A 26,992-nucleotide genomic window follows, 5' to 3' on the forward strand; every position below is an offset into this window, starting at 1 on the left:
TCCTCTAACAAAGCAAGTGCTTGGTAGGTTAGCCTACAGGGGTGATAGAGGTCCAGGAGTTCCGGGCCGAGGTCCGGCAGTGGCTCAGCGACAACCTGGTCGGTGACTTCGCCGCGCTCAAAGGCCTCGGTGGGCCCGGCCGCGAGCACGAGGCCTTCGAGGAGCGGCTGGCGTGGAACCGCCGTCTCGCCGAGGCCGGCCTGACGTGCCTTGGCTGGCCGGAGGAGCACGGCGGCCGCGGCCTGACGGTGGCGCACCGGGTGGCGTTCTACGAGGAGTACGCGATCGCCAACGCGCCGGCCAAGGTCAACCACCTCGGTGAGGAACTGCTCGGCCCGACGCTGATCGCGTACGGCACCCCCGAGCAGCAGCAGCGGTTCCTGCCCAGGATCCTCGACGTCACCGAATTGTGGTCGCAGGGTTATTCGGAGCCCGGCGCGGGCAGCGATCTCGCCAACGTGTCGACCACCGCCGAGCTCGACGGCGACCAGTGGGTGATCAACGGCCAGAAGGTGTGGACGTCGCTGGCGCACTGGGCGCAGTGGTGCTTCGTCATCGCGCGCACCGAGAAGGGCTCCAAGCGCCACGCCGGCCTGTCCTATCTGCTGGTGCCGCTCGACCAGCCCGGTGTCGAGATCCGGCCGATCATCCAGCTGACCGGCGACTCCGAGTTCAACGAGGTGTTCTTCGACGACGCCCGCACCGACGCCTCGATGGTGGTCGGCGAGCCGGGCGACGGCTGGCGGGTGGCCATGGGCACGCTGACGTTCGAGCGCGGCGTCTCGACGCTCGGCCAGCAGATCGAATACGCCCGCGAGTTGTCCGCGCTGGCCGAGGTGGCCAAGCGCACCGGCGCCGCCGACGACCCGCTGATCCGGGAGCGGCTGACCCGCGCGTGGGTCGGCCTGCGCACGATGCGGTCGTTCGCACTGGCGACGATGGACGTCGAGCAGCCCGGGCAAGATTCCGTCTCGAAGTTGTTGTGGGCCAACTGGCATCGCGACCTCGGTGAGCTGGCGATGGAGATCGTCGGCGGCGAGGGTCTGACGCTGCCCGGCGGCGAATTCGACGAGTGGCAGCGGCTGTATCTGTTCTCCCGCTCGGACACCATCTACGGCGGGTCGAACGAGATCCAGCGCAACATCATCGCCGAGCGGGTGCTCGGCCTACCGCGGGAGCCAAAGGGAACATGACGCTGACCGAAGCGCCGAAGGAGATCGACGGGCACGGACTTCTGACAGGCAGGGTGGTGGTGGTCACCGCCGCGGCGGGCACCGGGATCGGTTCGGCGGTCGCCCGCCGGGCACTGGCGGAGGGCGCCGACGTGGTGGTCTCCGACTACCACGAACGCCGGCTGGGCGAGACGCGCGACGAGCTCGCGGCGCTCGGGCTCGGCCGTGTCGACGCCGTGGTGTGCGACGTGACGTCGACCGCGGCGGTCGATGCGCTGATCAGCACGGCCGTGGACAAGATGGGCCGGCTCGACGTCCTGGTCAACAATGCCGGGCTGGGCGGTCAGACGCCGGTGGTCGACATGGACGACGACGAATGGGACCGCGTGCTGAACGTGACCCTGACCTCGGTCATGCGGGCCACCCGCGCGGCGCTGAGGTACTTCCGCGACGCCCCGCACGGCGGCGCCATCGTCAACAACGCCAGCGTGCTCGGCTGGCGCGCGCAGCACTCGCAGTCACACTACGCCGCGGCCAAGGCCGGGGTGATGGCCCTGACCCGTTGCAGCGCAATCGAAGCCGTCGAGTACGGCGTGCGCATCAACGCGGTGTCGCCGAGCATCGCGCGGCACAAGTTCCTGGAGAAGACCAGTTCCTCGGAGCTGCTGGACCGGCTGGCGGGCGACGAGGCCTTCGGCCGGGCCGCCGAACCGTGGGAGGTCGCGGCCACCATCGCGTTCCTCGCCAGCGACTATTCCAGTTATCTGACCGGCGAGGTCATCTCGGTGTCCAGCCAGCGCGCGTAGCCCGAGTTTCCTCCCCCGTCGCTTCGCTCGCCCGAGCTTCTCCACCGAATCTTTACAATCGCTGCCGGGAAGCCCCACAACCGGCCCTTACAGTCGGACATGTGAAGCGCATCCTGGTGGTCGACGACGAGCCGACCATCCTGGCCCAGGTCGCCACCCGGCTGCGCGCTGAAGCGTTCACCGTGGTCACAGCGGTCGACGGGCCGTCGGCAGTGGAGACCGCCGCCGCCACCGCACCCGACCTCGTGGTGCTCGACGTGATGCTGCCCGGGTTCGACGGGCTCGAGGTGTGCCGGCGGATCCAGGCCGAACGTCCCGTCCCGGTGCTGATGCTCACCGCCCGCAGCGACGAGACCGACATGCTCATCGGGCTGGGCATCGGCGCCGACGACTACCTGACCAAACCGTTCAGCATGCGCGAACTCGTCGCGCGGGTGCGGGTGCTGCTGCGCCGGATGGACCGCGCCGGCGACGACCCGCAGCCGCTGCTGGTGGGCGACTGCCGCATCGATCTGCAGGCGCGGCGGGTGCACCGCGGCGACGACGAGATCCATCTCACCCGGACCGAATTCGACCTGCTGGCGTTTCTCATCGGCCGGCCCAGGGCCGTGGTGTCCCGCGACGTGCTACTAGAACAGGTGTGGGGCTGGGCCTCCGGGGTGGAGACCCGCACGGTCGACAGCCACGTCAAGGCGTTGCGGCGCAAGCTCGGTGCGGAACTGATCAGGACGGTGCACGGCGTCGGGTACGCCCTGGAGACGCCGCGGTGACCGTCCGCGGCCGGGCCGTCGCCTTCTGGGAGCGGCTGCCGAGGCCGTTGGACCCGTTCGCGTCCTTCAAGGTCAAGACCGCGCTGCTGGTGGCGGGCGCCATCACGCTGGCGTCGTTCACGTTCTGGATCGGCGCGAGCTGGCAGTTCCGGTACGCGCTGCTCGCCGCGCTGGTGACCGCCCTGGTGGTGACGCAGTTCCTCGCCCACGGGATGACGTCGCCGCTGCGGCAGATGACCGCCGCGGCGCGGGCGATGGCCCGCGGCGACTACAGCATCCGGGTGCGCGCCACATCGCGCGACGAGATCGGGCAGCTGGCAACGGCGTTCAACCAGATGGCGGCCGACCTCGGGGCGGCCGACGAGTACCGGCGCGGTCTGATCGCCAACGTCTCACACGAGTTGCGGACGCCGATCACCGCGCTGCACGCGGTGCTGGAGAACGTGATCGACGGTGTCGCCCAGCCCGACTCCGACACCATGCGGATGGCGTTGGCGCAGACCGAACGCCTCGGCGAGCTCGTCACCAATCTGCTCGACCTGTCCCGCGTCGAGGGCGGCGCGATCCCGTTGCGCCAGGAGCGGTTCGGCGTCGACGCGTTCCTGCGCGACGCGGTGGCCCATGTGGCGGCGGGTCAGGCGATCGTCGAGGTGCGGGTGTCCCCGCAGGCGTTGACCGCGGTTGCCGACCCGGCGAGGTTACGGCAGGTGGTGGTCAACCTGGTGCAGAACGCCATTCGGCACAGCCCGCCGGGCGGCCGGGTGTCGGTGCTGGCGTGCGCGGCGGCGCCGTCGGGCATCCGGCTCGACGTGTGCGACGAGGGGCCCGGCATCCCGGCTGCAGAGCGCGAGCGCGTGTTCCAGCGATTCACCCGTGGCGCCACCTCCGACGGTGGCACCGGGCTGGGCCTGGCCATCGCCCGGTGGGCCGTCGAGTTGCACGGCGGCGCCATCTCCGTCGCCGACGTCCGGACGGGCTGCCGGATCAGCGTCACGATCCCCGAACCGAGAGAACAGGTGCCCACATGACCTCAGGCATGACACAGATGGTTCCCGGCATGCAGCTGATGCCGCCCCCGCCACCGCTGCTCGGTCCGCTGCTGCCGCGCCACGGTGAGCCCGGCTGGTCGGTGTGGTCGCGCAAGGTCTGGCCGGTCGACCCGCTGGCCGCGGCGCCGCCCCGCCTGCTGGCCGCCGCTACGGTGGCGGCCCTGCTGGGCACTGCGCTGTGGCGTCCGTCGGTGCTCAGCATCGGCTATCTCGTGACCGGGCTGATCGTCTTCGGGGTGGTGTATGCGACGGCGCAGCGCAGGCCCACCCGGCGGGAGTGGTGCGGCATCGCCCTGACGATGGCGCTGCTGGCGGTGCCGGGACTGCTCGCTGCGGAGTGGCTGGGCGTGCTGTGCATCATGACCGCCTGGATCACCGGGTGGCTGACGATCGTCGGCGGACACACCTGGACCGCGGTGTTCACCGGACCGTTCGTGCCGTGGGCCTCGCCCGCGCGGGTGCTGGGCTGGGTCCGGCGCGGTGCGAGTGGCTCGGTGGCGCACGGACGCATCCCCGACATCGGCCGGGTGGCCGTGGTGGCGGGCGTGACCGTGGCCGTCGCACTGGTCTTCGGCGGTCTGTTCGCGGCGGCCGACGTCGCGTTCGCGCACGTGCTGGGCAGCGTCACCCCGGCGCTGCAGGTCGACGAGTTCGTCGCGCGCAGCGGAGTCTTCCTGATCGTCGCGGCCTTCGTGCTGGGCGGCGGGTACCTGCTGCGATTCCCGCCGCGGCTGGACGCGTTGGCGCCCGCGCCGGGCAAGCCGGTGCGGCGCTGGGAGTGGGCGGTACCGCTCGGAGTGCTCGACGCGCTGTTCCTGGTGTTCGTCGCCGTGCAGGCGACGGTGCTGTTCGGTGGGCATGCCCATGTGCTGGAGACCGAGGGGCTGACCTACGCGGAGTACGCGCGGCAGGGATTCTGGCAGCTGCTCTGGGTGTCGGCGCTGACGCTGCTGGTGCTTGCCGCGGTGATCAGGGTGGCGGCCCGGGTGACCGGCGCCGACCGCCGGGTGCTGCGGGTTCTCGTCGGAATCCTGTGCGCCACATCTGTTGTCGTGGTCATCTCGGCGATCCACCGGATGTGGCTGTACCAGGAGGCCTACGGGTTCAGTGTCCAGCGGCTGATGGTGATCACCATCGAGCTGTGGCTGGGTGCGGTGTTCCTGCTCGTGGCGGCCGCGGGTGTCCGGATGACGGCGCGGTGGCTGCCGCAGGCGGTGCTGGTGGCCGGTGTGCTGGCGCTGCTCGGGTTGGCGGCGCTCGATCCCGAGCGGCTGGTCGCCGACCGGAACATCGACCGCTTCGAGCGGACCGGCGAACTCGACGCGGAGTACCTGTCGACGCTGTCGTCGGACATCGACCCGGCCGTGCACCGGCTGCCCGAGCAGGTGCAGCTCTGCGTGCCGTCGCCGCACCGCGACCCGGAACCCTGGTACCTGTTCAATCTGTCGCGGTCGCGGGCGGACCGGCCGATGGACACCGATCGGCCGGAGCTGTGCCTGCAGTACGGATGGGACGAGTACCGGTACTGACGGCGGACTCGACCTAGCAAGTGCTTGGTTGGTAGTCTGCACTGATGGACAGGGTGGCGCCGACGCGTCGCGAGGAGCTGCTCGAGCTCGCCGCGACGATGTTCGCCGACCGCGGGCTGCGGGCCACCACCGTGCGCGACATCGCCGACTCGGCGGGAATCCTCTCCGGCAGCCTCTATCACCACTTCGCCTCCAAGGAGGAGATGGTCGACGAGGTGCTGCGCGGATTCCTGGACTGGCTGTTCGACCGCTACCAGCAGATCGTCGACACCGAACCCACTCCGCTCGAACGGCTCAAGGGGCTGTTCATGGCGTCGTTCGAGGCGATCGAGCACCGCCATGCGCAGGTGGTCATCTACCAGGACGAGGCCAAACGACTCTCCGCGCACCCGCGCTTCTCCTACGTCGAGGAGCGCAATAAGGAGCAGCGCAGGATGTGGATGAGCGTGCTCAACCAGGGCATCGAGGAGGGCTGCTTCCGCCCCGACCTCGACGTCGACCTGGTCTACCGCTTCATCCGCGACACCACCTGGGTCTCGGTGCGCTGGTATCAGCCCGGCGGACCGCTCACCGCCCAGGAGGTCGGCCGGCAATACCTCGACATCGTCCTCGGCGGCATCACCGTCGCGGGCACAACGAACACCACGAAAGAGAGCTGAACATGGCTGAGGCGTACGTCATCGACGCTGTGCGCACCCCCGTCGGCAAGCGCGGCGGTTCGCTCGCCGGCGTGCACCCGATCGACCTCGGGGTGCACGCGTTCCGCGGCATCTTCGACCGGAACGACGTCGACCCCGGCGCGGTGGACGACGTCATCGTCGGCTGCGTCGACGCCATCGGCGGACAGGCGGGCAACATCGGCCGCAACGCCTGGCTGGCCGCCGGCTACCCCGAGGAGGTCCCCGGCGTCACGGTCGACCGGCAGTGCGGATCCAGCCAGCAGGCCATTTCGTTCGGCGCGCAGGCGATCCTGTCCGGAACGGCGGACGTCATCCTGGCCGGCGGCATGCAGAACATGAGCCAGATCCCGATCGCGTCGGCGATGGTGGTCGGCAAGGAGTTCGGATTCACCTCGCCCACCGGCGAATCGGAGAACTGGCGGCACCGCTACGGCGACCAGGAGATCTCGCAGTTCCGCGGCGCGGAGATGATCGCCGAGAAGTGGGACATCTCCCGCGAGGAGATGGAGCAGTTCGCCTACACCAGCCATCAGCGGGCGTTCGCCGCGATCCGCGGCGGTCACTTCGAGAACGAGATCCTCGCCGTGGGGGACTTCCGCATCGACGAGGGCCCGCGGGAGTCGACGCTGGAGAAGCTGGCTTCGCTCAAGCCGCTCGCCGAGGGCGGCCGGCTGACCGCCGCGGTGGCCAGCCAGATCTCCGACGGCGCGAGCGCGGTGCTGCTCGCATCGGAGCAGGCCGTCAAGGAGCACAATCTGACCCCGCGCGCCCGCATCCACCACATCAGCGCTCGCGGCGCCGACCCGGTGTTCATGCTCACCGGCCCCATCCCCGCCACCCGCTACGCGCTGGAGAAGACGGGATTGTCGATCGACGACATCGACGTCGTCGAGATCAACGAGGCCTTCGCGCCCGTGGTGCTCGCGTGGCTCAAGGAGACCAAGGCCGACCCGGAGAAGGTCAACCCCAACGGCGGCGCCATCGCACTGGGCCACCCGCTCGGCGCCACCGGCGCCAAGCTGTTCGCCACGATGCTCAACGAGCTCGAGCGCACCGGCGGCCGTTACGGCCTGCAGACGATGTGCGAGGGCGGCGGCACCGCCAACGTCACCATCATCGAGCGCCTCTAGTCCCGCTCGCCGGGAGTGGTCAGGCCGCGACGGGCATGTCCGCGGCGGCAGCGGCGACGAACTCGTCGATCAGGCCGGCCACCGTCTCGGGCCGTTCGGTCGGCGGATGGTGGTGCACGCCGGGCATGATGTGCAGCCGGCTGTTCGGCAGCAGCCGGTGAGCTGCGCGGGCATGCTCGACGGGGATGACCCGGTCGTCGTCGCCGCTGATGATCAGCGCAGGCATGGTGTCGCACAGCTTGTTCAGGGCGGACACCGCCTGACCGCGGAAGTCCACGACCGATCGCAGGGTCCGTAGGAAGGCCTGCCGGTGATCCCGGTCCGAGAGCGACGGGCGGGCGGTGAAGCGGTCGGAGGATCCCGTCAGCGCACGCACCGCGTTGCCGGCGAAGACAGCAGCCCGTGATGCGACGACCGGCAGGACCAGTTCGGCGCCCGGCAGCGACAGCAGGCGCAGCACGCGGCCGACGTCGTCGCCGAAACCGCCGCTGCTGATCAGCACCATCCGGTCGCAGTACTCGCCGTGCTGATGGGCGAACTGCATCGCGATGCCGCCACCGAGCGAGTGGCCGACGACAGTGACGCGCGAGACGCCGAGTGCGTCCAGGAAATCGCGGAGCAGTACCGCGAAGGCGCCCACCGAGTAGTCGCCGCGCGGCTTGTCGGATGAACCGTGGCCCAGCAGATCCGGCGCGATGACACGGTACTTGCCTGCGAGCAGCGGGATCACCGCGCTCCAGGTGTTGGAACTTCCGCCCATACCGTGCACCAGCAGCAGCACATCGCCTGTGCCCTCGTCGCGGTACGCCAGGCGGTCACCATGCAACGTCATGGTCTTCAGCCGCTCGTCGGCCGCGCTGATCACGGCGGCCGGCTGGGCGTCACGCCCGGGCAGCGACACGACGGCCGGGGCCGCCGCAAAGGCTGCGCACGCGGCTGCGCCGACCAGCAGGCTCTTGATGGCGTTCATGCGGTTGCTCCGATTCGTGCGGGTTCCCCTCGAGGGGAACGCTGTTCGATCAGCTCTCACGCTAAGTGTTGTCCGGCAATGTTTCTCGCTTGTGCGCACTACCGGCCACAAGCAGCGATGTCCGCGTTCTGTGCATTGTGCGCGACGAGCGTCAGGTGCCGCTTCTTCCTGCCTGGCGCGAAATCCGAGGTTGCGCGGCGCATCTCCATGGCGCGGCCGACGACGTCGCTGACGCACTCGGCGGCCTCCTGCAGCAGCAGGTGCCCGGCGGTGGGGTGGTGCAGATGGACCGCGCCCGGGATGGCGGCGGCGATCTCACGGGAGTGTGCGGCCGGGGTGAGGATGTCGGCGCCGCCGCTGATGACGAACGTCCTTGCGGCGATCGACCCGAGGGACCGGGTCACGTCGTAGCTCCGCAGGCTCGGCAGGAAGCCCGCCGCCGTGCTCAGCAGTGTCCGGCTGACGGCGGCAGCGGTCACGCCGCTGACCGTGGTGTGGTCGCCGGCGAACATCCCGAGTGCGTCGCCCAGCGGCCGCATGAGCGCCTGGACGGCCGTGTCCACCGCAGGCATGCGGCGGACGAGTCCGAACAGGGCTCCGGTGGCGGGTGTCGCCAGCAGGCGCGGCAGGCCGCGTCCGGACAGTCCGCCCGCGGCGGTGCCGACCAGGACGAGGGCGCGCGGACTGACGGGGCGGTCGGCGGCGGGCCGGGCAAGGTAGGCCAGCGCCGTCATCCCACCCATCGAGTGGCCGGCGATCGTGAGCGGGCCGGTGATGTCCGATGTGGCCAGGACCTCGGCGAGATCGGCTGCCAGCCGGTCGATCCGGTAGGTCGGCATCGGGGCGGCGGCCGAGCGGCCGTGGCCGCGGTGGTCGTAGGTGATGATGCGGACCCTGCCGCCCCACCTACGGCGCAGCCGGCGCACCTGGGGAGACCAACTCTGCTGCGACAAGAGGAGACCGTGCAGCAGGACGACCGTCGGTGCGTCGGCCTGGTCGGCACGGTGGTCATGCACCGACAACCGCACGCCGTCACTCGTGACGACGATCCGCTCGACAGGGCCGTCGCCACCCGGCGTGCCGGATCGAAAAGCATTGGGCGACAGCTCGTCCTCGGGTGCGATCGACATGGTGGGCTCCTCGACATCGTTGATGTCTCGAACGTAGGCTCCTCGTATCACGCCGTCGCGCTTGTGCTTACAACCCACGTTTACGGCGAAACCGCGCTTCTGCGCATTGCGCTCGACGCACGAAAGGAGGGCCGCCTGGTGGCGGCCCTCCTGTGCTGTGACCGGCTATCCGGCCGACTCGTTCACCTCCGGTGCCGGGCCGCCGCCGTGCCCGGCCTCGCCGGCCACCAGTTCGCCGGCCCCAGCAGCGTGGCCAGGGCAGGCACGGTGATCGTCCGCACCACGAAGGTGTCGATCAGCAGGCCGACACCGATGATGAACCCGGTCTGCATCATGGTGGTGAGGCTGCCGAACAGCAGACCGAACATCGATGCGGCGAAGATGATCCCGGCTGAGGTGATGACACCACCGGTGGACCGGATGGCCCGGATGATGCCGGTGCGGATCCCCGAGCCCGACTCTTCGCGGATTCGGGTGATCAACAGCAGGTTGTAGTCCGCACCGACGGCCACCAGCACGATGAACGCCGTCGCCGCGACACTCCAGTGGATCGACTGACCGAGCAGGACCTGGAAGAACAGCACCCCCGTGCCCATCGCCGAGAGGAAGGACAGCACCACGGACACGATGAGGTACAGCGGCGCCACCAGCGCCCGCAGCAGGAGCACCAGGATGATGAACACCACGGCCAGCGTGACGGCGATGATCAGCTCGACGTCGCTGTTGTAGTCGCTGCGGATCGTGCTGTACATCGCGGTGGTGCCGACCATCGAGATGGTGGCGTCCGAGAGTGAGGTGTTGGGCTGTGCACCGCGGGCGGTGTCCAGGATCGACGACACCTGGTCCATCGCCTGGGTGCTGAACGGGTCGAACGTCGTCTCGACCGTGTACCGCGCCGAATGCCCGTCGGGTGAGATGAACAGCTGCGCCGCCTTCTTGAAGTCGTTCGAGTCGAGCACCTGGCTGGGGATGTACATGCCGGCCATGGCGGGCGACGTCGCGTTCTGCTTCATCGACAGCAGCAGGTCGGACGCCTGGTTCAGGCCCGCACCCATCTTCTTGGTCTGGTCGACGAGCGTGTGCACGCCCGCGGCCAGTTTCGCACTGCCGTCGGCCAACTGGTCGGCGCCGCTCTGCACCCGGGACACCTCGGACTGGATGGTCGCGGCGCCACCGCCGGCCGCGTTGCGCAGCGTGTTGATCGCGGTGTCCAACTGGCCGGTCAGATTCTGCACCGTCGAGAGCATGCCCGGCGCAGCCGTCGAGTTCCCGGCGGGGATCACCTGGCCCAGAGCGGAGCGCCCGGCGCTGCACAGCGGATTGGCGGTGCACTGCGGCCCGTTCAGTTCAGATTGCACCTGATTCACCGTCCCGGAGGCCTGGGTGAGTGCCGCGGTACTCGAATTCGCCATCCCGCGAATCGAATCGACCAGGTTGGCCGCGGTGTTGAGCTGACCCTGCACCTGGCCCAGTGTCGAGGTGAGCCCACTGACCGAGCCACTGGCACTGTGCACCTGATCGCGCACCGAGGCCAGGGTGGCGGCCAACTGGTCGGCGCCGCTGGTCAGCGCATCGAGATCGCGGTCCTTGTCCGAGATCTGCGTCGATGCGCCGTGCAGCGCGTCGCCGACCTGGCCGGCCTGGTAGCTCAGCTTGGTCTGGTCCAGTGGCTTGCCGTCGGGTCGGGTGATACCGCGCACCGCGGCGATGTTCGGCAGCTGGGACACCCGTTGTGCCATCTGCTCCATGTCCGCGAGACTCTGCGCGGTCCGCAGGTCGTGCGGCGAGTGGATGTAGATGTACTGCGGCAGCAGGGCACTCGTCGAGAAGTGGTCCTGCATCGCCGAGAAGCCGACGTTGCTCTCCGCCGACTGCGGGAGTTGCAGCCGGTCGTTGAACGTGGGATGCAGGAACGCCGCGCAGCTCGCGAGCGAGATCAACACCACCAGGCTGGCCGCCAGGTGGATCTTGGGCTTGCGGACGATGTGCACGGCCGAGCGCTGCCACAACCTGCCGGTCAGTGAGCGCCGCGGCTTCACCCAGCCGCGCCTGCCTGCGAGCACGAGCACCGCGGGCAGCAGGGTGATCGCTGCCAGCAGGGCGACGGCGATCGAGACGGCGAGGGCCGGGCCGACACTGGTGAACCAGGGCAGTTTGGCGAAGATCATGCCGAGGAAGGTGACCGCGACGGTGGCCGCCGACGCGGCGATGACCTTGCCGATCGAGCTCAGCGCCTTGCGCACCGCGGCGTCGGAATCCATTCCGTCACCGATGTACTCGTGGTAGCGACTGATCAGGAAGACGGCGTAGTCGGTGCCCGCGCCGGCCACCATCGTGGTCATCAGCACCATCGTCAACAGCGAGACGCTGAGGCCCGCGTGGGTCAGCGCCGAGACCGCGCCTTCGGCCGCCGTCACCGAGACGCCGATCACGATCAGCGGCAGCAACACCGTGACGGGCCGCCGGTAGATCACCAGCAGGATCGAGAGCACCAGGATCATGGTGGCCAGTTCGATCATGTGCATGTCGTGCTCACCGATGTTCGACAGGTCGCCCATCATCGCGGCCTGGCCGGTGACGTCGGCGGACAGCCCGGTGCCTTCGGTGGTGTGCTTGACGGTCTCGGTGATCTGCTTGTAGGCGGCCGACGACTCGGGCGAGCCGGCAGGCGCCTTGAGGATCACCGCCATGTACGCCGCCTGATTGTCCTTGCTGACCATCAGCTGACGCAGCGGCGGCGTGGTGAGGTAGTCCTGCACACTCGCCACCTGGTCGGTGTCGGCGCGCAGCGTGGTGGCCACCTCGCGGTAGGTCGCCTCGTCGGCGGGCCCGAGGTCCTTCTTGTCCTTGTCGGTGAGGACGACGACCATGATGTTCTGGGCGGACTCGCCGAATTCCTTGGCCATCTGATTGGTCGCCGCCATCGCCGCGGGCGGCAGCGGCTGAACCTGCTGGCTCTGCACCACCTTCGCCAGCGGAGTGCAGAACACGCTCAGCACGATCAACAGCGCGACCCAGGCGCCGATCATGACCCACGGCGCGCGTACGACGAACCGGCCCAGCGCGGAGAACGCGTCACCGGATGGCTTGGACTCGGCCCTGTGGGTGCCGGACTTTGTGAACACGGTGCGACCTTTCGCTGCGGTATGTGCTGGTAGAGCGAAGGTATGGCGCCATGTACCCCCCGGTCGCGCTTGTGAGCCTTAGTCGCGACAAGCGACGTTTACGGTGTTGTGCGCATTGCGCTCAGCGGGCCACCGGTGCCGGTGAGGTGTCGACGGCGGTGAGCGAGAAGTCGCTCAACGTGTCCGCCAGCTGCCGGCGCACCTCGGCGGTCGAGTTGGTCCGGCCCGGCTGGTAGCCGGCGACCGAGAGGAAGATCCGTCCGCCCACCCGTCCCGCGAGCATGGCCATCATGCCGCCCGTGCGGTGCATGAGCGAGCGGGTCATGCCGGGGCAGTTGGACTTGATGACGAAGCTGTCGGCGGCGGTGCCGTCGGGCCGGTAGACGTCGGGGTCGACCTCACCGAGGTTGGATGCGACGACACCCGTTGCGGCTCCGGCGGCCACCCCGGCCATCCGCTTGAGCAGCCAGCGGGGGATCAGCGGCACCAGGGGTAGCAGCACCCAGCGCTCGTCGGGATTCTCCTCGCGCTGCGTGATCGCCTGCTTGGTGGCGGCGCGGATGGCGCGCAGATCGGTTGTCGCGAGCGCGGGGTCGACCGTGAAGTCGACATTGGTCACGGCGTTGGCGCGGGTGTCGTCGGCCGTGCGCTCGTTGACGGGCATCCCGACCGTGACCGCACCGTCGGCGGTGATTCGCCCCGCGCGTTGGGCCAGACCCGCGGCGACCGCCGCCAGCATGCTGTTGCTGGTGCCGCCGAGTGATGCTGCACGGGCGTCCCAGTCGGCCGCGTCGACGAAGACCGTCGCCGTCGACAGCGTGATGGCCTCGTCGTCTCCGGTGAACTGCCCGGCCGGGCCGGTGGTCTGCGCCGCGGCTGTCCCCTGGCCGGCGGTGCGGGCCCGCCGGGCCATGCGTGCGGCGGTGACGATGGCGCGGCCGATGGCGGGGACGTCGCGGGCGGTCTGGCGGGCGTCCTCGCGGACCGCCCGCCATCGCGCACGCGAGCCGGCGGCGGGCCAGGCGATGGTGTCGTCACGACCGCACGCCGCGTCGGCCAGTGCCCGGAACAGCCCGACACCGTCGGTCAGGCTGTGCGAGATCAGTAGACTCACACCGGCTCCGCCGTCGGTGAACGGGAGCACGGCGAGGTGCCATGCGGGGCCGTGCTCGGCATCCAGCGGAGTGCCGGCCTGCTCGCGCAGCCACTCGTCGAACTCTTCGCGCGGCCGCGGGGTCGCGACGATCTCGAGGTCCGAGTGGGTGTCGGCCGCGACCCAGCGGTACCGCCCGAACGGCAGCGGTGAGCGTTCGATGAGGCGGGAGATTCGGCCGCGCTGCAGGTGGTGGTGGAACCGGCGCACACCGTCGAGGTCGATCGCGCGGTCGTAGACCCAGACGGTCTGCAGCAGACCGGTGGCGCCGGTGACGCGTTCGCCGGTGAAGAAGGCCTGGTCGAAGAGGCCGAGTGTGGTGTCCATGATCTTTCCTGTCTGTCTGTTCGGTCAGTGCGTTGCGGGCGCGGTGGTGGGCCAGCCGATGGTGGCGGGCAGTGCGAAGTCGTCCATGATGAGCGAAAGGGTCTGGCGCAGTCCGCTGTTGGTGGTGACGCTGCCGGGCTGGTAGGCGAGGACCGAGACGAACACCCGTCCGTTCACCTCCGCCGAGATCAGCGCCATCATCCCGTTGGACAGCTGCACGGTCGCCTTGGTGACGCCCGGGCAGACCGACAGCAGGGACATGTAGTCGGCCGCGGTGCCGTCCGGGCTGGCGACGATCGAGGGCGCCGCGCCGAGCTGGGACGAGGCCACGCTGGTGGTGCTGGGCGTGTACACATTCACCCAGCGCCGGACGAGCCGTTTGGGCAGCAGCGGAACCAGTGGCAGCAGCGCCATCCGCTCGTCGGGCGTGTCCTGGCGATGGATCAGCGCCTGCTTCGTCGCCGACCGGATCTCGCGCAGGTCCGTGGTCGCACGCGTCGCGTCGACCGTGACGTCGACGTTGGTGACCGCGTTGGCGCGGGTGTCGTCGGCGGTCCGCTGGTTGACGGGCACCCCCAACGTGACCGAACCCTCGGCGGTGACCCGTCCGGCCCGTTCGGCGAGCCGGGCGGCGACGCCGGCGAGCAGTGAGTTGCCGGTGCCGCCCAGTTCGGCGGCGCGGGCATTCCAGTCGTCGGCGTCGACGAAGATGGTCGCAGTCGGGAGGGTGATGAGTTCCTCCGCACCCTTGGTCGGCGACGGCGGGGTGGGTGCTCCGGCACCGGCGCGGTCGCGACGGGCTGCGCGGGCCGAACGCGCTGCGGCGACCAGGGCCCGGCGGACTGCCGGGACGTCGCGCACGGCCTGACGAGCGTCCTCGCGCACCGCCCGCCAGCGCCGGCGTGAGCCGGCCGCGGGCGCGTCGATCGCGCTGTCGTAGCCCGACGCGGCCTCCATGATGGCCAGGCAGCCGCCCATGCCGTCGGCGACGGTGTGCGAGACGACCAGGCTGACACCGGCTCCGCCGTCGGTGAAGGGCAGCACGGCGAGATGCCATGGGGACCCGTGCTCGATGTCCAGCGGACGGTTCGCCTGCTCGGCGAGCCACGCATCGAATTCCGCACGGGGGCGCGGGCTCTCGACGATCTCGAGGTCCGACTGCGCACTCGAGGCCCAGCGGTGCCGGCCGAAGGGCAGCGGCGAACGTTCGATGCGGCGGGACAGCCTGCCGTTGGCGAGGTGGTGGTGGAACCGGCGCACACCGTCGATGTCGACGGCACGGTTGTAGATCCAGACCACCTGGCCGCGGCTGTTGGCGCCGGTGGCCCGTTCGAAGTCGAAGACCGCCTGGTCGACCAGGTCGAGTAGGTTGCTCATCGTCGTCGTTCCTTTTCTGAGTCGTGGGTTATGCGGAGAGTCGGGACAGTCCGGCCGGCCATGCGAACGAGGCGGTGAGGCCGAAGTCGTTGAGGGCATTCGAGATGTGCTCGTGGAGGACGTCGTTCGAGTTGTCCCGGCCCGGCTGGTAGGAGAGCACCGAGACGAAGACGGTGTCGTCCGTGCGTCCCGACAGCAGCACCAGCAGGCCACCGAGACGGTGCATGACCGCCTCGGTCACGCCCTTGCCCAGTGACCTCATGACGAAGCGGTCGGCGGGTGTGCCGTCCGGCCGGTGGGCGGCCGGGTCGATCTCGCCGAGGTTCGACGAGACGACGCTGGTGGGGCTGCCGGCCGACACGCTCACCACCTTCCTGATGAGCCACTGCGGGAGCAGCGGAGCCAGGGGCAGCAGTTCGAACCGTTCGTTCGGCTCCTCCTGTGAGCGGGTCAACGCCTGCTTGATCGACGCCCGGATTCCTCGCAGATCGCTCGCGACCGGTGCGGGGTCGACGGTGAAGTCGACGTTCGTGATCGCGTTGGCGCGGGTGTCACCGGCCTCCCTCCGGTTGACGGGCAACGTCAGATCGACTGCGCCATCAGGGTTGACGCGTCCCATTCCTTGGGCCAGGTGTGCCGCCAGGCCGGCGAGCAGCCCGTTGCTGGTGCCCCCGAGCGACTCGGCGCGGGTGTCCCAGTCGTCGGCGTCGATGAAGACGGTGGCCTTCGGGAAGGCGATGGGCTGGTCGGACCCGGTGCAGGGCGCGGCGGCCGGTGCGTCGCAGGCACTGCTGCGCGTGGCGAAGCGTGCTGCGGAGACGGCGGCGCGGCCGACGGCGGGGATGTCGCGTGCGGTCTGGCGGACGTCCTCGGCCAGTGCCCTCCACAGCGGCCGCGCACCGGCGGCCGGCCAGGCGATCGGGTCGGGGCGGTCGCACGCCGCGTCCGCCAGCGCCTCGCACAGCCCGACACCGTCGGTCAGGCAGTGGGAGATGACCAGGCTCACGGCGGCGCCGCCGTCGGTGAACGGCAGGGCGGCGAGGTGCCATTCGGGTCCGTCCTCGGCGTCGAGGACGGTCGCGGTCTGCTCACCCAGCCACGCGTCGAGATCTGCCCGCGGCCGTGGCGTCTCGGCGATCTCGAGGGTGGAGCGGCCGCTCGCCGACACCCAGCGGTGGCGGCCGAACGGGAGGGGAGACGGTTCGATGCGGCGCGACAGCCGACCCTGACGGAGGTTGCGGTAGAAGCGGTGGAGCCCGTCGGTGTCGAGGGCGCGGTCGTACATCCAGATGCACTGCAGCATGTTGGTGGTGCCGGTCGCGCGCTCACCGGCGAAGGTCGTCTGGTCGTAGAGATCGAGGACGTTGCTCATGTTCCGTAAGTCCCTTCCGGTGAACCGGTTTCGTTCAAGTGATTTCGAACCTACGGCGGTCTGGTCCCCGGGTCGCGCTTGTGGGCGATAGTCGGGATTAGTCTCGATTCCCGCGGTTGTGCGCATTCTGCGCGGCGGCCGGCGCCCGGTGCCATCCAGCGGTCGGCGTCAGCGTGAAATCGCGGAGTGTGTCCGAGATGTGCTGTTGCAGCGATTCATCCGAGCCCGGCTGCTGCGGCTGATAGCCCACCACCGAGATGAAGACCCGGTCGCCCGCGCGTCCGGACAGCACCGACAGCACGCCGCCCTGCCGGTGCAGCATCGCGGTGGTCATCCCCGACTGCAGCGATCGCATGGCGAAGTGGTCGGCGTCGGTGCCGTCGGGACGATTGACGGCCGCAGCGACGAGGCCGACATTCGATGCGCCCACGCTCGCCGCGCTGTTGGTGGCGGCGCCCACCCATTGCCTGCGGAGGCGCTCAGGGGTGAGGGGAATGAGCGGCAGCAGTGTCCACCGCTCGTCCGGCTGATCTGCCGAGCGTGTCAGCGCCCGCTTCGTCGCGGTGCGGATCGGGCGCAGATCCGTCGCCGTGGGTGCGGGGTCGACGACGATGTCGACGTTGGTGATCGCGTTGGCGCGGGTGTCGCCGGCGCACCGCCGGCTGATCGGCATCGTCAGGGTGACCGAACCGTCCGCCGCGACGCGGCCCACCCGCTGGGCGAGGCGGGCGGCGACGGCCGCGAGCAGCGTGTTGCTGGTGCCTCCGAGTGATGCTGCGCGGGCATCCCAGTCGGCGGCGTCGACGAAGACCGTGGCCGAGGGGACGGTGACGGGTTCATCGACCTCCGCCGCGGGGGCGACCGGCGCGTCGGCCTGCTCTGCTGCGCCGGAGCTACTTCTGATGAACCGGGCCGCGGCGGCGGCGGCGCGAGCGATACCCGGCACGTCGCGAAGGGTCTGGCCGGCGTCCTCGCGGATGGCGCGCCAGCGCGTACGCGACTGTGCCGGGGGCCAGTTCAGTGTGGTGGCGGCGCTGGAGGCCGCGTCCGCGACCGCTTCGCACAGGCCGACGGCGTCGGTGAGGCAGTGTGAGACGGCCAGGCTGATCCCGGTGCCGCCGTCGGTGAACGGCAGCACGGCGAGGTGCCACCCGGGTCCGTGTTCGGCATCCAGGGCGGCCTCGGCCTGCTCGGTAAGCCAGCCGTCGAACGCGGCCCGGGGCCGCGGCGTCGCGACGACCTCCAACCCGGAGTGCCCGCCGGGGGAGACCCAGCGGTACCGGCCGAACGGCAGCGGGGAGACCTCGATGCGACGCGCCAGCCGGCCCCGCTGCAGATGGTGGTGGAACCGCCGCAGTCCGGCGATGTCGACCGGCCGGTCGTACGCCCACACGCACTGGATGAGGCTGGTGGTCCCGGCGGCCCGCTCGAGGCTGAAGATGGTGTGGTCCACCAGGTCGAGTACGTTGGTCTTCTCTTCGGCGTCCATGTCTTGTTCCGTTCCTGTCAGTTCGCGCCCGTGCACACGACGCACGAGTCACTCGTGTTGGCGTGATGGGCGACCTGCTCGATCCACTCCGCGGTGGTCTGAGCGGCATCGGCGAACGCCCGGCTCAGGGTCGCGATGTAGCGGTGCACCGACTTTCGCGCGACGGCGTTGTCCGGATACGACACGGTGATCGTGGTCTTGGTGGCGTGCCGGTTGATCCAGATGTTGATCTCGCCGTAGTTCAGGTTGTCGCCGTAGGTGCCGAAGTTGGTCTCGTCCCACAGGGCGGCGACCGGGATCTTGCGGAAGTCCATGTACGACAGCATCATCAGCGGCCGTTTCGGTGCCTTGATCTCGATGCCTGCCGCTGCCGCCAGTTCGAGCACGCGGTCGATCGGCACGCCGGCGAGGTGTTTGGCCGCGTCGAACGATGCCTGTGCCGCCCGTGCCGCATCGGAGAACACGCGGCTCGCTGCCGGGACGGTGACGGGGAACAGGCTGGCGAACCAGCCCACCGTCATCGCGTCGACGCCCGGCGTGCGGGTGTCATACGGCGTGAAGCCGCGGAAGGTCTCGGTTCCGGCCAGTTCACGCTCGGCCATTGCGGCGCAGGCCATCATGCCGCCGACGAAGCGCGCGCCTGCGGCCCGGCACGCGGTGTCGAACGCCTCGGTGGCGGTGTCGTTCAGCATCTCGACCGTCACGAAGCTGCCCGTGTTGTCGCCGTGGGTGTCACCGATCGGCAGGGGGAAACTCGGCCAGTCGCCGTCGGCGTCCTGCGCGAAGTCGATCCACTCCTGCACCTCGGTCGAGGACTCGGTCATGGCGTCCAGCGCGGCGTGCTGGCGGACGGCGAAGTCGCGGTAGCTGCTCACCGGGGCGAGTTCGCCGTCCACCTGCCCGCCGCCCGATGCGAGGTGGTGGTAGAGCAGGTGGATGTCGAAGAAGATCAGCCCGGCGGAGACGCCGTCGATGTGGAGGTGGTCGATGCTGGCGTAGAACGTGAAGTGCCCGGCGTGCTGCACAATGCCGAAGGTAAAGCAATCCCACTGCAGGGTCTCGGGTGTCGTCGTCAGCGCGTGCGTGCGCACCTGGCCTTCGTTCATGTAGCCGAACTCCACCGGCACGAGATCAATGGCCTCAGGATCCTCGATCATCCGGCGCACGAAGGCGCCGTCCTGGTACTCGAACCAGTCGTGGTAGGCGTCGTGCCTGCGGACGTGCGCGTTGATCGCTGTCGTCATCGCCGCGATGTCGCAGACGCCGTGGACATCCCAGGCCACCACCATCAGGCGGGGGAGCTGCCTGCCGGTCGCCTTGCTGTCGTAGGCCTTCTGGAGGTGATGGGCCCGCTGGTAGGTCGGCGGGATGTCGCTGCGGCCGGCGGTCAGGGCGGCGGCGCGCGAGGCGGGTGAGGCCATCCACGTGGTGACCGGGCCGTTCGACGGCTGCCAGCCATTGATGTTGCCCAGTGCGACCATGTCGAATCTCCCTGACTCCGAGTGCGTTTGCGTGTGCTTCTGGTCTGAACCTAGGACGCTCGATGAGCTGTGGCTCGCTTGTGCGCACTAGTCGCGAAGTGGGCGATTAACTGCTTTCGTGCGTTGTGCTCAGCGCGGCGCCCATCGTCTCGGGCAGCAGGTAGGTGCTGACGAGGCTGGTGACGACGAGGACACCGAGCAGGGTGCCGATCCCGACGGCGCCGAGGGTGGCGGTCAGCGGTGCGGCGATCAGCGGGGGTATCGCGCCACCGACCAGCCCGGCGATGTTGAGTGCCAGACCCGCGCCGCTGTACCGGTACCGGGTCGCGAACGTCTCGGTGATGAAGGCCCCCATCGGGCCGTACGCCGCACCCGCGATCGCGTACGTGCCGACGATCGCCACGGTGTACCAGACGGTGTCGCCGGTGTCGACGAGCGGGAAGAGCACGATTGCCCACGGCACGCCCGCGGCGAACGCACCCATGATGACGCGGCGGCGCCCGAAGCGGTCGCAGGCTGTCGCCGCCAGTGCGCAGAACGTCATCGCCGTGACACCGCCGAGAACGTTGATGCCCAGGATCAGGTCAGGTGAGAAGCCAAGCCCGGTATGGGCATAACCGGTCAGGTACGCGTTCGCGATGTAGCCGAATGCGAAGAACCCGACCATGCTGCCCGCGGCCAGCAGCACCTCACGGCGCTGATGGGTGAACAGGTCGGCGACGGGAGTCCTCGCGGGCCCGTCGTGGGACAGCTGCTCGGCGAACACCGGCGTCTCGGCGACGTTGAGGCGTACGTACAGGGCGACCGCGACCAGGACGATGCTGAACAGGAACGGCACTCGCCACGCCCAGTCGAGGAAGGCGTGGCTGGTCTCGCCGATCGTCGAGTTGACCGCGAGGAACACCAGGCTGCTCAACGTCAACCCGCTGCCCGCGCCCAGCGAGGTGAACATGCCGTACCGTCCGCGGGCTTCGGCCGGCGCGTGTTCGGTGGCCAGCAGCGCGGCGCCCGCCCACTCCCCGCCCACGGCGAAGCCCTGCGCGAGTCGCAATGCCAGCAGGAGCACCGGCGCCGCCACGCCGATGGTCGCGGCGCCGGGCACCAGCCCGACCGCGACCGTCGACAGGCCCATGATGAGCAGCGTGGCGGTCAGCGTGGCCTTGCGGCCCAACCGATCGCCGAAGTGACCGAAGAATGCAGCGCCGGCCGGACGCGAGACGAACGCCGCCGCCAGGGTGGCCATCGACGCGACCGTCGCCATCGTGGTACTGAGGTGCGGGAAGAACACCCGGGGGAACACCAGCGCCGCGGCGGTGCCGTAGACGTAGAAGTCGTAGTACTCGATCGCCGAGCCCACGTAGCTCGCGACGGCCACGCGCTTCATTGACGCCGGACTGGTCAGTGTGGTCATGCGGCTCAAGTTATGGGCGGCGCCGACGCACGTCGTGGTTGCGCGCACAACCCGCGTAGCGGGCGATCTGCGAGTTGTGCGCGTTTCGCTCAGCTAGTGGTCGTGCACCACGACGCCGCGGATGATCCGCCCGGCCAGCATGTCGTCGTAGGCCTCGTTGATCTCGCCGAGCTTGTATTCGTGGGTGACGGTCTCGTCGAGCAGCAGCTGTCCTGACCGGTACAGGCTCAGCAGCCGCGGGATGTCGGCGCGCGGATTGGCCTCGCCGTACAGGCTGCCCAGCAGCCGCTTCTGGAAGAGCGTGAACATCGCCATCGGCAGCGTCGGCGTCACGTCGGCCATCGCGGCGATGCCGGTGAGCACCACCGCGCCGCCCTTGCGGATGATGTCGAGGGCCTCGCCGATCATCGGCCCTTCGACCAGCCCGACGGTGAGGATCGCCGAGTCGGCCATGACGCCCTTGGTCAGGTCCGCCACCAGCGCGGTGGCCTCCGCCATCGACGTCGCGAAGTGTGTGGCGCCGAACTCGTGCGCCTTCTCCCGCTTGTCGGCCACGATGTCGACGACGACGATCCGCTCCGCGCCGGCCAACCGGGCGCCCTGGACCGCGCCGCTGCCGACCCCGCCGAGGCCGATGACCACCACGGTGTCGCCGGGCCGGACGTCCGCGGTGTTGACCGCGGAGCCCCAGCCGGTGGTCACGCCGCAGCCGATCAGGCAGGCCCGCGACAGCGGCAGGTCGTCGTCGATCTTGACCACCGACGCCTCGGAGACCACGCCGTACTGGGCGAACGTGCCGAGCAGCAGCGCCACGTTGACGTCCACGTCGCCGATGTGTCGCCGGTAGGTGCCGTCGAGCTGGGTGCCGTTGAGGATGAGCGCGCCCAGATCGCACAGGTTCTGCCTGCCGCTGGCGCACCATCGGCAGCGGCCGCAGGCGGGCAGGAACGACGCCACCACGTGGTCGCCGGGTTTCAGGTCGCGAACGCCGGGGCCGACCTCCTGCACGATGCCCGCGCCCTCGTGCCCGCCGATCACGGGCATCGGGCCGGGGAAGTCGCCGGTGCGGCCGTGGTGGTCGGAGTGGCACAGGCCGGTCGCCTCGAACGAGACCAGGACCTCGCCGTCCTGCGGTGGGTCGAGGTCGACCTCCTCGACCGTCCAATCGCCATTGACTTCCCACAGGACCGCGGCGTCCATCTTCATGCTGGCGAGTGTAGGAACGTGCAGCGCGGGGCATAGCCGTTTGCGTGACACCGACGGAACGCGCGAATCCCAGGGTGAAGTGATGCTCTTCATCTTCGGCTTCGGCACCAAGCAGAAGCACGTCGGCGCGGGGGAGATGCGGACCTGCCCGCGCTGCCACAACACCACGCAGTGGGCACGGATGCGGGAGTTCAAGCAGTTCACGCTGTTCTTCGTGCCTGTGGCCCGGTGGAACCGCCGGAACTTCGAGGCCTGCGGCATCTGCGGCGCCGCCGTCGCGGTCTAGCGTCCTCCCGGTCGCCGAGTGTGAACGTCACGACGATTTCGGCCCGAAAACGTCGTGAGGGTCACACTCGGGCCAGCCGCGGGCCCGCAGCGCCTCCTCGACCCGCAGCACGTAGGTCGCGGCGGTAGCGGAGCAGGTCGCGGCTCACACGAATCACGTTCCAGCCCAGTGCCGTCAACTCGAACTGCTTGTCGATGTCCCGTTGTCGCACGGCGGGGTCCGTCCAGTGCTGCGGACCGTCGTACTCGATGCCGACCTTGACCCCTTCGTAGGCCAGATCCAACCGGGCGACGAACGTCCCCCATTCGTCGAAGACGTTGACCTGGGTTCGGGGTGCAGGCAGCCCGGCATCGACCAGTGCGAGCCGCGCGACGGTCTCCTGTGGCGACTCGGCGCCGCCGTCGACCAGTGGCAGGACGGCGCGCAATCGCCGGAGGCCGCGCACGCCGGGGTGCGCCGCCGCCAGCGCCTCGACGGCCGCAGGGTCGAGCCTCGCGGCCGAGGCCAGCGCGTCAAGCCGCTGAACAGCCTGAACGCGGTGAATGGTGTGCCGCCCGATGTCGAAGGCCGTGCGCGCCGGACCGGTCACCGCCATGCCGTCGATCTCGATGCGCTCGTCGTCGAGGAGTACATCGGAACGGACGATCAGCATCGGCGGTGTCTTGCGGTTGTCGTGGACCAGCTCGGCCGGCTGCCGCCCGTCGATCCATTTGGTCCCGAGCATCGCTGCTGCAGACAGGCCGGCGACGACCCCTCGGCGCTTGGACCACAGCCAGGCCGCCTCAGCGCGCTCACGTGCGGACGGCTCGGAGCCCGCCGGCACGTAGACGCCCGGATAGAGCTGCCGGTATCGGCGGCGCAGCGTCCGCTCCGGGATCACCCTCGCTGCGACGGCTTCGGCACCGACGATCGGGCGGCACGGGGCGGACATGTGTTGCAGCTTGCGGACCGCCACCGACACCGACGGCGTCAGGTGAGGGAGTTGTCCACAGGTCGAGAGCCGCGAGTGTGAACGTCACGACGATTTCGACCCGAGAACGTCGTGAGGTTCACACTCGAGCGGTTACTGCACGTAGGAGACCGCGGCCTGCAGGTGTTTCACGGCGTCGCCGACGATGGTGTCGATCAGCTCCGCGCACGACGGCAGGTCGTCGAGGATCCCGGCCACCTGACCCGACGCCAGCACACCGGCATCGGTGTTGCCCTCGACCAGGCCGGCCTTGAGCAGCATCGGGGTGTTGGCGGCCATCACCACCTGCGACCAGGTGAGGTCCTTGCCGTGCCGCATCGCCATACCGTCGCTGATCATCGACCGCCAGCTCATCTGGGTCATCTTCTTGAACTTCTGCGCGTTGCCGACCGCTGCGGCCAGGCCCCGCACGGGAGAACCGCTCTCGAGCTTCTCGACCAGTCCGGTGCGAAGCACCCGGTGCGGCATCCCGTCCACCCGGGTCGACACCACCGTGCCGTCCAGTGCGGCCTCGAGGTAGCGCCTCTTCACCGCTTCGGGCACCGTCGAATCCGACGTCAGCAGGAAACGGGTGCCCATCGCCACGCCGGCCGCGCCGTAGGACAGGGCCGCGGCCAACCCGCGGCCGTCGAAGAACCCGCCGGCCGCGATCACCGGCATGCCGGTGTCCTTGACGGCGTCGAGCACCGACGGCAGCAGCAGCGTGGTCGCGACCGGGCCGGTGTGTCCGCCGCCCTCGCCGCCCTGCACGATCACCGCGTCGGCGCCCCAGCCGGCCACCTTCTTGGCGTGCTTGGCGGCGCCGACCGAGGGGATCACCACCACACCGGCGTCCTTGAGGCGGGCGATCAGCTCGGGCTTGGGGGCCAGCGCGAACGAGGCCACCTTGACGCCCTCGCGGATGAGCAGGTCGACCCGTTCGTTCGCGTCACCGGCATCGGCGCGCATGTTGATGCCGAACGGTTTGTCGGTCGTCGCCTTGACCTTGGTCACGGCGGTCTGCAGTTCGTCGAGGGTCATCGTCGCCGACGCCAGGATGCCCAGCCCGCCGGCGTTGGCCGTCGCGGACACCAGCCGCGCACCGGCGACCCAGCCCATGCCGGTCTGCACCACCGGATGTTCGATACCGACCAGCTCGGTGAGCCGCGTCTTGAGCCGAGTCATGCCCGGATCTCCCGGTCACGCAGCGACTTCGGGTCGATCACCTCTCGGATCAGGCGCAGCTCGTCGTCGGTCGGCAGCCGCGTCGGCTCGGCCGAATCGAGGCCGTGCACCTCGAAGGCGGTGTTCTCCGCGACCTGGCCGGCGTCGACGCCGGGGTGCAGCGACACCGCACGCATCTGCCGGTCCGGGCCGTTGAAGTCGAACACCCCGAGGTTGCTCACCACCCGGAACACGTTGGTGAACCGGTACGCGGGGTTCTCGGGATCGACCTTGTCCCAGCCGATTCCGGACACGATGTCGACGGACTCGCCGAACACCCGGGTGCTGTGTCCGCCGACCCAGTAACTGGTGGCGTGGTTGATGGTGTTGCCGGGTGCGCCGCGGACGCCGAACATCTGCCGCTTCGGCTGCTGGATCGGGCCGAACGCCGAGAGGTTCTGGTTGCCGTACCGGTCGATCTGGTTGGCGCCCATCACGACGTGCCGGCGCCCCCAGGTCAGCGTCTCGAAGACCCGGCCGAACGGCATCCAGCCCTCGATCGCGCCGGTGGCGCCCAGTGCGGGCGTATCGGCCAGCAGGCGGGCCTCCCCGTCGGTCAGCAGGATGTCGGGGGAGAAGGTCAGCCGCGCCAGGCGGGCGCCGACCGACACCATGTTGGCCATCGGGCTGACCATGATCTCGCCGGCGTCGCGGAACAATTCGGCGCACGCGACGGCGCACACCTCGGCTCGGGTCGCGGAGGTTGTCTGGCTGGTCATGCGTTCCGCTCCTTGAAGTCTCGCACCGCGGCCTGGTAGTCGTCCTCGCTGCCGGACAGGTAGGTGTCGACGAATGCCGCCCAGCTCTCGTCGGACCCGGCGGCCTCGGCGTAGTGCCGCTGGAACTTCTCGTCGCGCCGGTAGTCGGGTTCGGCGGTGGTGAAGTGGGCGCCGTTGGGTGCCTCGACCACCGAGTCGACCATCATCCTGTTGATCAGGAGTGCCTGCGGTGGAACGGCTTTGACCAGCTCATCGGTGGCGACCACCCGCTCGACCGAGAGCAGGCGGCGCTCGGCCGACATCAGGAACAGGTCGTCGAAGTAGGGGTCGATGCCGGTGTAGGCGGCATTGCCCGCGGCGTCACCGAGATTCATGTGCACCAGCGCAGCGTCGAGGTTCAGCGCCGGCATGGCGACCAGCTCCTCGAACGCCCCGTCCGTCGCATAAGGCGAACGCACCGTCTTGAGTTCGTCGCCCCAGAACGCCCGGACGTCGCTGCCGAGGCCGGCGCGGATCGGCAGGAACGGCAGCCGTTGTGCGGCAGCCTGCAGGCCGCAGCGCAACATGCCCTCGTCCATCTCGCGGGCCTCGATCGTGCCGGACGTCCGGGCCTTGGCGAACCACGGGTCGTAGAACGGCGGGGAGTCCAGCGACACGAAGCCGTAGTAGACCCGCTTCACCTTGCCCGCCGAGCACAACAGCCCGAGGTCCGGTCCGCCGTAGGCGACGACGGTGAGGTCGGTGACATCGGTGCGCAGCAGCGCCCGCACCAGCGCCATCGGCTTGCGCCGGGATCCCCAGCCGCCGATGCCGATCGTCATGCCGCTCTCGATCGAGGCGACGGCCTCGTCGAGCGTCGTTGTCTTGTCGCTCATTGTTTCCCCCCGTCCTTCTTGCTCGTTCCCGCGAAGGCGTCTCGGTGCTCGTCGGAGACACCCGCGAGGTTCAGCTCGAACGTGAAGCCCTGCTCCATGCGGTACCTGGCGTTCACCGGTTGCACGTCGATGAAGTTGAGCGCTTCCTTCGCGGCACGGATCACGCGGGTGTCCTTCGACGCGATGTCCCGTGCGACGCGCAGCGCGGCCTCGTCGAGGTCCGCGCGCGGCACCACCTCGTGCACAGAGCCGAAGTGGTGCAGCGTGGCCGCGTCGACCCTCGCTGCGGTGAAGAACAGCCGGCGCATCATGTGCTGCGGCACCAGCCGCGAGAGGTGGGTGGCCGCGCCGAGGGCGCCGCGCTCCACTTCCGGCAGCCCGAACGTCGCGTCGTCGGACGCGACGATGACGTCGGCATTGCCGACCAGCCCGATGCCGCCGCCGACGCAGAATCCGTTGACGGCCGCGACGACCGGCACGGCACACTCGTACACCGCCCGGAATGCCTCGTAGCAACCGCGATTGGCGTCGATGAGGGCGGTGAAGCCCTCGGTCTTCTGCATCTCCTTGATGTCGACGCCGGCGTTGAAGCCCTTGCCCTCGGCGCGCAGGATCACCACGTGGGTCGCGGTGTCGCGGCCCGCCGCGGTCAGTACGTCGGCGAGTTCGAACCAGCCGCGCGACGGGATCGCGTTGACGGGTGGGTAATCGACGGTGACCGAGACGATGCCCGGCTCGACGGTCTTGGACGTGATGGTCATC

22 protein-coding genes and 1 pseudogene are annotated in these 26,992 nt (G+C 69.6%); 8 read left to right on the top strand and 15 right to left on the bottom strand.

Features of this window, described 5'->3' with window-relative positions:
- Positions 1–41 precede the first annotated feature (41 nt).
- The 7 genes from ipdE1 (at position 42) to fadA6 (ending at position 7,136) form a co-directional block, all read left to right on the top strand.
- Positions 42–1,193 carry an acyl-CoA dehydrogenase IpdE1 gene (gene ipdE1 / locus H7I41_RS28985; RefSeq protein WP_264016105.1) on the top strand — a complete coding sequence of 384 codons (1,152 nt, stop codon included), beginning with the start codon at positions 42–44 and terminating at the stop codon, positions 1,191–1,193.
- Positions 1,190–1,978 (top strand): (5R,7aS)-5-hydroxy-7a-methyl-1-oxo-2,3,5,6,7,7a-hexahydro-1H-indene-carboxyl-CoA reductase, encoded by a 789-nt coding sequence (ipdF, locus tag H7I41_RS28990; RefSeq protein WP_264016106.1) that lies wholly within the window; start codon positions 1,190–1,192, stop codon positions 1,976–1,978. Before ipdE1 ends, ipdF begins: the two co-directional genes overlap by 4 nt.
- 101 nt (positions 1,979–2,079) lie before the next feature.
- Entirely contained in the window at positions 2,080–2,748 is a 669-nt protein-coding gene (locus tag H7I41_RS28995) for a response regulator transcription factor (protein ID WP_264016107.1), read from the top strand.
- Positions 2,745–3,776 (top strand): HAMP domain-containing sensor histidine kinase, encoded by a 1,032-nt coding sequence (locus tag H7I41_RS29000; RefSeq protein ID WP_264016108.1) that lies wholly within the window; start codon positions 2,745–2,747, stop codon positions 3,774–3,776. Before H7I41_RS28995 ends, H7I41_RS29000 begins: the two co-directional genes overlap by 4 nt.
- Entirely contained in the window at positions 3,773–5,326 is a 1,554-nt protein-coding gene (locus H7I41_RS29005; protein ID WP_264016109.1) for a DUF4153 domain-containing protein, read from the top strand. The genes H7I41_RS29000 and H7I41_RS29005 overlap by 4 nt, the downstream gene beginning before the upstream one ends.
- A 44-nt stretch (positions 5,327–5,370) precedes the next feature.
- Positions 5,371–5,985 (top strand): TetR family transcriptional regulator KstR2, encoded by a 615-nt coding sequence (gene kstR2 / locus H7I41_RS29010; RefSeq protein ID WP_264016110.1) that lies wholly within the window; start codon positions 5,371–5,373, stop codon positions 5,983–5,985.
- Positions 5,986–5,987: 2 nt separating this feature from the next.
- The gene (gene fadA6, locus H7I41_RS29015) at positions 5,988–7,136 is read left to right on the top strand and encodes a steroid 3-ketoacyl-CoA thiolase FadA6 (RefSeq protein WP_264016111.1); all 1,149 of its coding nucleotides are present in this window, start codon (positions 5,988–5,990) and stop codon (positions 7,134–7,136) included.
- A 19-nt stretch (positions 7,137–7,155) separates the two neighbouring features.
- On the opposite strand, the gene H7I41_RS29020 is transcribed toward fadA6, so the two are convergent.
- From H7I41_RS29020 to H7I41_RS29065, 10 genes are all read right to left on the bottom strand, one after another.
- Positions 7,156–7,977, bottom strand: coding sequence for an alpha/beta fold hydrolase (locus H7I41_RS29020; protein WP_264016144.1), 822 nt, complete (start codon positions 7,975–7,977; stop codon positions 7,156–7,158).
- Positions 7,978–8,204: 227 nt separating this feature from the next.
- A complete protein-coding gene (locus H7I41_RS29025; protein WP_264016112.1) occupies positions 8,205–9,236 on the bottom strand; it encodes an alpha/beta fold hydrolase in 1,032 nt (343 codons plus the stop codon).
- Positions 9,237–9,418: 182 nt separating this feature from the next.
- Positions 9,419–12,361, bottom strand: coding sequence for an MMPL/RND family transporter (locus H7I41_RS29030; protein WP_264016113.1), 2,943 nt, complete (start codon positions 12,359–12,361; stop codon positions 9,419–9,421).
- 121 nt (positions 12,362–12,482) lie between these two features.
- Positions 12,483–13,841: a WS/DGAT/MGAT family O-acyltransferase gene (locus H7I41_RS29035; RefSeq protein ID WP_264016114.1), complete on the bottom strand. Its 1,359-nt coding sequence runs from the start codon at positions 13,839–13,841 to the stop codon at positions 12,483–12,485.
- Between the two features lie 24 nt (positions 13,842–13,865).
- Entirely contained in the window at positions 13,866–15,218 is a 1,353-nt protein-coding gene (locus H7I41_RS29040; protein ID WP_264016115.1) for a hypothetical protein, read from the bottom strand.
- A gap of 28 nt (positions 15,219–15,246) precedes the next feature.
- Positions 15,247–16,590: a WS/DGAT/MGAT family O-acyltransferase gene (locus H7I41_RS29045; protein WP_264016116.1), complete on the bottom strand. Its 1,344-nt coding sequence runs from the start codon at positions 16,588–16,590 to the stop codon at positions 15,247–15,249.
- Positions 16,591–16,687: 97 nt separating this feature from the next.
- Positions 16,688–18,079 carry a hypothetical protein gene (locus H7I41_RS29050; protein ID WP_264016117.1) on the bottom strand — a complete coding sequence of 464 codons (1,392 nt, stop codon included), beginning with the start codon at positions 18,077–18,079 and terminating at the stop codon, positions 16,688–16,690.
- A gap of 17 nt (positions 18,080–18,096) precedes the next feature.
- A complete protein-coding gene (locus H7I41_RS29055; protein ID WP_264016118.1) occupies positions 18,097–19,560 on the bottom strand; it encodes a condensation domain-containing protein in 1,464 nt (487 codons plus the stop codon).
- Between the two features lie 106 nt (positions 19,561–19,666).
- Positions 19,667–20,971 carry an MFS transporter gene (locus tag H7I41_RS29060; protein WP_264016119.1) on the bottom strand — a complete coding sequence of 435 codons (1,305 nt, stop codon included), beginning with the start codon at positions 20,969–20,971 and terminating at the stop codon, positions 19,667–19,669.
- A 93-nt stretch (positions 20,972–21,064) separates the two neighbouring features.
- Positions 21,065–22,177 carry an NDMA-dependent alcohol dehydrogenase gene (locus H7I41_RS29065; RefSeq protein ID WP_264016120.1) on the bottom strand — a complete coding sequence of 371 codons (1,113 nt, stop codon included), beginning with the start codon at positions 22,175–22,177 and terminating at the stop codon, positions 21,065–21,067.
- 82 nt (positions 22,178–22,259) lie between these two features.
- On the opposite strand from H7I41_RS29065, the gene H7I41_RS29070 reads away from it, so the two are divergent.
- On the top strand, positions 22,260–22,463 hold the full coding sequence (locus H7I41_RS29070) for a zinc-ribbon domain-containing protein (protein ID WP_264016121.1): 204 nt from the start codon (positions 22,260–22,262) through the stop codon (positions 22,461–22,463).
- 27 nt (positions 22,464–22,490) lie between these two features.
- Here the strand turns inward: H7I41_RS29070 and H7I41_RS29075 are convergent.
- From H7I41_RS29075 to echA20, 5 genes and pseudogenes are all read right to left on the bottom strand, one after another.
- Positions 22,491–23,394: pseudogene (locus H7I41_RS29075) on the bottom strand (type IV toxin-antitoxin system AbiEi family antitoxin).
- 132 nt (positions 23,395–23,526) lie between these two features.
- Complete coding sequence (ipdC, locus tag H7I41_RS29080; RefSeq protein WP_264016123.1) at positions 23,527–24,597, bottom strand: (3aS,4S,5R,7aS)-5-hydroxy-7a-methyl-1-oxo-octahydro-1H-indene-4-carboxyl-CoA dehydrogenase; 1,071 nt, start codon at positions 24,595–24,597, stop codon at positions 23,527–23,529.
- Positions 24,594–25,355, bottom strand: coding sequence for a cholesterol ring-cleaving hydrolase subunit IpdB (ipdB, locus tag H7I41_RS29085; RefSeq protein WP_264016124.1), 762 nt, complete (start codon positions 25,353–25,355; stop codon positions 24,594–24,596). The genes ipdC and ipdB overlap by 4 nt, the downstream gene beginning before the upstream one ends.
- Positions 25,352–26,230, bottom strand: coding sequence for a cholesterol ring-cleaving hydrolase subunit IpdA (gene ipdA, locus H7I41_RS29090; RefSeq protein WP_264016125.1), 879 nt, complete (start codon positions 26,228–26,230; stop codon positions 25,352–25,354). Before ipdA ends, ipdB begins: the two co-directional genes overlap by 4 nt.
- Positions 26,227–26,991: a (7aS)-7a-methyl-1,5-dioxo-2,3,5,6,7,7a-hexahydro-1H-indene-carboxyl-CoA hydrolase gene (echA20, locus tag H7I41_RS29095; RefSeq protein WP_264016126.1), complete on the bottom strand. Its 765-nt coding sequence runs from the start codon at positions 26,989–26,991 to the stop codon at positions 26,227–26,229. The genes ipdA and echA20 overlap by 4 nt, the downstream gene beginning before the upstream one ends.
- Position 26,992 lies beyond the last annotated feature (1 nt).

The sequence above is a fragment of the [Mycobacterium] manitobense genome, assembly GCF_025821665.1.
GTDB lineage: Bacteria > Actinomycetota > Actinomycetes > Mycobacteriales > Mycobacteriaceae > Mycobacterium > Mycobacterium arseniciresistens.

Bases quoted from the DNA above. Each gene is read 5' to 3' on its own strand.
- H7I41_RS29070 (WP_264016121.1), top strand. From the start codon at position 22,260: ATGCTCTTCATCTTCGGCTTCGGCACCAAGCAGAAGCACGTCGGCGCG.
- H7I41_RS29035 (WP_264016114.1), bottom strand. From the start codon at position 13,841: ATGGACACCACACTCGGCCTCTTCGACCAGGCCTTCTTCACCGGCGAA.
- H7I41_RS29050 (WP_264016117.1), bottom strand. From the start codon at position 18,079: ATGGACGCCGAAGAGAAGACCAACGTACTCGACCTGGTGGACCACACC.
- H7I41_RS29045 (WP_264016116.1), bottom strand. From the start codon at position 16,590: ATGAGCAACGTCCTCGATCTCTACGACCAGACGACCTTCGCCGGTGAG.
- H7I41_RS29060 (WP_264016119.1), bottom strand. From the start codon at position 20,971: ATGACCACACTGACCAGTCCGGCGTCAATGAAGCGCGTGGCCGTCGCG.
- ipdC (WP_264016123.1), bottom strand. From the start codon at position 24,597: ATGACTCGGCTCAAGACGCGGCTCACCGAGCTGGTCGGTATCGAACAT.
- H7I41_RS29055 (WP_264016118.1), bottom strand. From the start codon at position 19,560: ATGGTCGCACTGGGCAACATCAATGGCTGGCAGCCGTCGAACGGCCCG.
- ipdB (WP_264016124.1), bottom strand. From the start codon at position 25,355: ATGACCAGCCAGACAACCTCCGCGACCCGAGCCGAGGTGTGCGCCGTC.
- H7I41_RS29040 (WP_264016115.1), bottom strand. From the start codon at position 15,218: ATGAGCAACCTACTCGACCTGGTCGACCAGGCGGTCTTCGACTTCGAA.
- H7I41_RS29005 (WP_264016109.1), top strand. From the start codon at position 3,773: ATGACCTCAGGCATGACACAGATGGTTCCCGGCATGCAGCTGATGCCG.
- ipdF (WP_264016106.1), top strand. From the start codon at position 1,190: ATGACGCTGACCGAAGCGCCGAAGGAGATCGACGGGCACGGACTTCTG.
- H7I41_RS29065 (WP_264016120.1), bottom strand. From the start codon at position 22,177: ATGAAGATGGACGCCGCGGTCCTGTGGGAAGTCAATGGCGATTGGACG.
- fadA6 (WP_264016111.1), top strand. From the start codon at position 5,988: ATGGCTGAGGCGTACGTCATCGACGCTGTGCGCACCCCCGTCGGCAAG.
- kstR2 (WP_264016110.1), top strand. From the start codon at position 5,371: ATGGACAGGGTGGCGCCGACGCGTCGCGAGGAGCTGCTCGAGCTCGCC.
- H7I41_RS29025 (WP_264016112.1), bottom strand. From the start codon at position 9,236: ATGTCGATCGCACCCGAGGACGAGCTGTCGCCCAATGCTTTTCGATCC.
- echA20 (WP_264016126.1), bottom strand. From the start codon at position 26,991: ATGACCATCACGTCCAAGACCGTCGAGCCGGGCATCGTCTCGGTCACC.
- ipdA (WP_264016125.1), bottom strand. From the start codon at position 26,230: ATGAGCGACAAGACAACGACGCTCGACGAGGCCGTCGCCTCGATCGAG.